Consider the following 4,381-nt stretch of genomic DNA (forward strand, 5'->3'; position numbering starts at 1 on the left):
CGCGCGGGGTGGCCCGGGGGGCCCGGTGGGCGGTGGCGCCGGCCGTCCGGCCGGAGCCGAGCAGGGCGCGCAGCGGGGCCAGGGTGTCGTTGCTGACGTACCCGGCCCAGACGAGGTCCCACAGGGCCTCGACGAGTTCCGGCTCGGGTGTCTCGGGGAGGTGGGCGGTCAGTTGGCGGAAGAACAGCCCGTAGCCGCCGGCCAGTGCCTCCAGCAGCGCGGTGTGCACTGGGGTGACGGTGGGCGGCACCGGTTCGGGGCGCAGCAGGTGGGCGTTCTCGGCCAGGTGCAGGCTGATCCAGCCGTCCTTGCCGGGCAAGGCGCCGGCGCCGGCCCAGCCGACCTCACCGGCCGCCGTCAGCTCGTCCAGCAGGCCGGGGGAGTAGTCGGCGAGCCGGGCCGGGAGGACCAGCTTCTCCAGGGCGGAGGCGGGCAGGGCGGTGCCCTGGAGCTGTTCGACCACCCGGAGCAGGCCGTCCGGGCCGCGCAGCCGGTGGCCGGCCAGGTGCTGCCACTGGGGCAGGAAGGCGGCCAGGGCGCGCGGGGGGACGGGTTCGACCTCCTGGCGCAGCGCGGCCAGTGAGCGGCGGCGCAGCCGGCGCAGGACGTCCGCGTCGCACCACTCGACGGTGGCGGTGCGGCCCTCGACGGGGGCGGTGTGGCCCTCGACGGGGGTGGTATGGCCCTCGACGGGCCTGAACTCGCCCTGGACCAGGCGGCCGTTGGCGGTGAGGCGGTGCAGGGTGCCGGTGACCACGGCGGCGCCGAGGCCGTAGCGGGCGGCGGCCTCGGCGGCGGTGAACGGGCCGTGGGTGCGGGCGTGCCGGGCGAGCAGGTCACCCAGCGGGTCCTTGACCGGTTCGGTGAAGGCCTCGGGCACACCGATCGGAAGCGGGGTGCCGAGCGCGTCGCGCAGCCGGCCGGCGTCCTCGATGGCGGCCCAGCGCTGCTCGCCGGCGATCCGGACCTGGATCACCCGGCGGGCGGCCTCCAGTTCGAGGGCCCAGAGCGGTTCGGCGCCGCGGGCGGTCAACTCGGCCTCGCTGAGCGGGCCGAGCAGGCGCAGCGCGTCGGCGACGCCCTCGGCGTCCTTGATCCGGCGCTCGGGGGTGAGCCGCTGGAGTTCGGCCTCCAGGTCGGCGAGGACCTGCGGGTCGAGCAGTTCGCGCAGTTCGGCCTGGCCGAGGAGTTCGGACAGCAGCCGGGAGTCCAGCGAGAGGGCGGCGGCGCGGCGCTCGGCGAGCGGGGAGTCGCCCTCGTAGAGGAACTGGGCGACGTAGCCGAAGAGCAGTGAGCGGGCGAACGGGGAGGGCTCGGGGGTGGTGACCTCGACCAGCCGGACGGCGCGGGATTCGAGGTCGCCCATCAGCTCGACCAGACCGGGGACGTCGAAGACGTCCTGGAGGCACTCGCGGACGGCCTCCAGCACGATCGGGAAGGAGCCGTACTCGGCGGCGACCTCCAGGAGTTGGGCGGCGCGCCGGCGCTGCTGCCAGAGCGGGGTGCGCTTGCCGGGGTTGCGGCGGGGGAGCAGCAGGGCGCGGCCGGCGCACTCGCGGAAGCGGGAGGCGAACAGGGCGGAGCCGCCGACCTGGTCGGTGACCAGCTGTTCGATCTCCTGCGGGTCGAACAGGGCGGCGTCGGCGCCGACCGGGGCGTCGTCGGTGACCGGCTTGTCGGAGGGGAAGTCCAGGAGATCGGCGTCCGGCAGGCGGAGGACGATGCCGTCGTCGGCGTGCATCACCTGCGGGTCGAGGCCGTGCTTCTCGCGCAGCCGGGCGGCGAGGGCGAGCGCCCAGGGGGCGTGCACCTGGGCGCCGAAGGGGGAGTGCACGACGACCCGCCAGTCGCCGAGCTCGTCGCGGAAGCGCTCGACCACGATGGTGCGGTCGTCGGGGAGGTGGCCGCAGGCGGCGCGCTGCTCGGCGAGGTAGTCGAGCAGGTTGCCGGCGGCCCAGTCGTCCAGGCCGGCCTGCTTCAGCCGGGCGGTGGCGGTCGGCGGGTCGAGCGCGCCGAGCTCGCGGGTGAAGGCGCCGAGGGCGCGGCCGAGTTCGAGCGGGCGGCCGAGGCTGTCGCCCTTCCAGAACGGGAGCCGGCCGGGGACGCCGGGGGCGGGGGTGACCAGCACCTTGTCGTGGGTGATGTCCTCGATCCGCCAGGAGGTGGTGCCGAGGGTGAAGACGTCGCCGACCCGGGACTCGTAGACCATCTCCTCGTCCAGCTCTCCGACCCGGCCGCCGCCCTTTTTGGGGTCGGTGCCGGCGATGAAGACGCCGAACAGGCCGCGGTCGGGGATGGTGCCGCCGGAGGTGACGGCGAGCCGCTGGGCGCCGGGGCGGCCGCTGACGGTGCCGGCCACCCGGTCCCAGACCAGCCGGGGGCGCAGTTCGGCGAAGGCGTCCGAGGGGTAGCGGCCGGCCAGCATGTCGAGCACCGCGTCGAAGGCGGACTGCGGGAGGGTGGCGAACGGCGCGGCCCGGCGGACCGTGGTGAGCAGCTCGTCCACCTGCCAGGTGTCCATCGCGGTCATCGCGACCAGTTGCTGGGCGAGCACGTCGAGCGGGTTGCGCGGGACGCGCAGCGCCTCGATCCGGCCGGCCCGCATCCGCTCGGTGACCACGGCGGACTGCACCAGGTCGCCCCGGTACTTGGGGAAGACCACGCCGGTGGAGACCGCACCCACCTGGTGGCCGGCCCGGCCGACCCGCTGCAGGCCGGAGGCGACCGAGGGCGGGGACTCGACCTGGACCACCAGTTCGACGGCGCCCATGTCGATGCCCAGCTCCAGGCTGGAGGTGGCGACCACGGCGGGCAGCCGGCCGGCCTTGAGCTCCTCCTCGACCAGGGCGCGCTGCTCCTTGGAGACCGAGCCGTGGTGGGCGCGGGCGATCACCGCCGGGGCGCCCTTGGCGGCGCCGGAGCCGCCCATCAGCTGGGCGGGGGCGTGGGCCTCGGGCAGGGCGGCGCCGGTGGCGCGTTCGAGGGCGATCTCGTTCAGCCGGTTGCAGAGCCGCTCGGCGAGGCGGCGGGAGTTGGCGAACACGATGGTCGAGCGGTGGGCCTGGACGAGGTCGACGATCCGCTCCTCGACGTGCGGCCAGATGGAGGTCTGGCGCTGCGGGTCGCTGTCGGCGGCGCCGCCGACGGCCGGGGCGGCGGGCACGTCGTCGAGGTTCGGGACGGGGACGACCACGGAGAGGTCGAACTCCTTGGCGGCGGGCGGCTGGACCACCTCGGCGCCGCGCCCGGGGCTGAGGAAGCGGGCCACCTCCTCGACCGGCCGGACGGTGGCGGACAGGCCGATCCGGCGGGCCGGGCGGTCGAGCAGCTCGTCCAGCCGCTCCAGGGAGAGCGCGAGGTGGGCGCCGCGCTTGGTGCCGGCGACGGCGTGCACCTCGTCCAGGATCACCGTGTCGATGCCGCGCAGGGCCTCCCGGGAGGCGGAGGTGAGCAGCAGGAAGAGCGACTCGGGGGTGGTGATGAGGATGTCCGGCGGGTGGGTGGCGAAGCGGCGGCGGTCGGCGGCGGGTGTGTCGCCGGAGCGGATGCCGACCTGGACCTCGGGTTCGGGCAGGCCGAGCCGGACGGCGGCCTGGCGCAGGCCGGTCAGCGGGGCGCGGAGGTTGCGCTCGACGTCGACCGCGAGGGCCTTGAGCGGGGAGATGTAGAGGACCCGGCAGCGGCGTTTGGGCTCGGCGGGCGGCGGGGTGCTGCTGAGCCGGTCCAGGGCGGACAGGAAGGCCGCGAGGGTCTTGCCGGAGCCGGTGGGGGCGACCACCAGGACGTCGGTGTCCCGGGCGATGGCGCGCCAGGCCTCGGCCTGGGCGGTGGTGGGCGCGGAGAAGGCGCCGGTGAACCAGGCCCGGGTGGCGGGGGCGAAGCCGGCCAGCGGGTCGGCCGGGGGCGGGGTCGGGTGCGCGGTCGCCATGCCACCCATGGTGCCGGGTGGCACCGACAACGGCCGGATCGGTCGGGGTGGTGGCCGTTCGGGGCAACCGGGAAGGCGGGGCGGACAAACCGATCATATGGTGAGGATTCAGTCCCTGTGGTGCCCCTGTGATGCCCCTGTGAAGACCAGCCCTCCCGCGGCCGACCGCCCCGGTGCGGCCGCCGGGACCGACGAGCGGAGACCGTGCCATGGCGCAGGCGGACCCGTCCGGCCGCGGTCCCGTCCCGGTCCCCGTCCGGCTGGCCGGACCGGCCGGGACCGCCCGGCGCCGGGGCCGGGGGCCGTTCCGCGTCCTGCTCGTGATGCTGCTCACCGCGCTGGTCGTCGGCGGCGCCGTGCCGTACGTGGCCGGGCCCGGGCGGGCGTACCTCAGCTACCTGGTCCTCGCCGAGCGGGCGGGCGCCGGCGGGGCCGGGCACGCGGCGGCGGAGG

1 protein-coding gene and 1 pseudogene are annotated in these 4,381 nt (G+C 76.1%); one reads left to right on the forward strand and one right to left on the reverse strand.

Features of this window, described 5'->3' with window-relative positions:
* The coding region (locus tag ABD308_RS26790) for an ATP-dependent helicase (RefSeq protein ID WP_344339518.1) at positions 1-3,928 on the reverse strand (3,928 nt) is incomplete at its 3' end.
* Between the two features lie 209 nt (positions 3,929-4,137).
* Here ABD308_RS26790 and ABD308_RS26795 point away from each other — a divergent pair.
* Positions 4,138-4,381, forward strand: a pseudogene (locus ABD308_RS26795) (hypothetical protein); the annotation flags it as partial.

Source organism: Kitasatospora putterlickiae (genome assembly GCF_039527695.1).
GTDB lineage: Bacteria > Actinomycetota > Actinomycetes > Streptomycetales > Streptomycetaceae > Kitasatospora > Kitasatospora putterlickiae.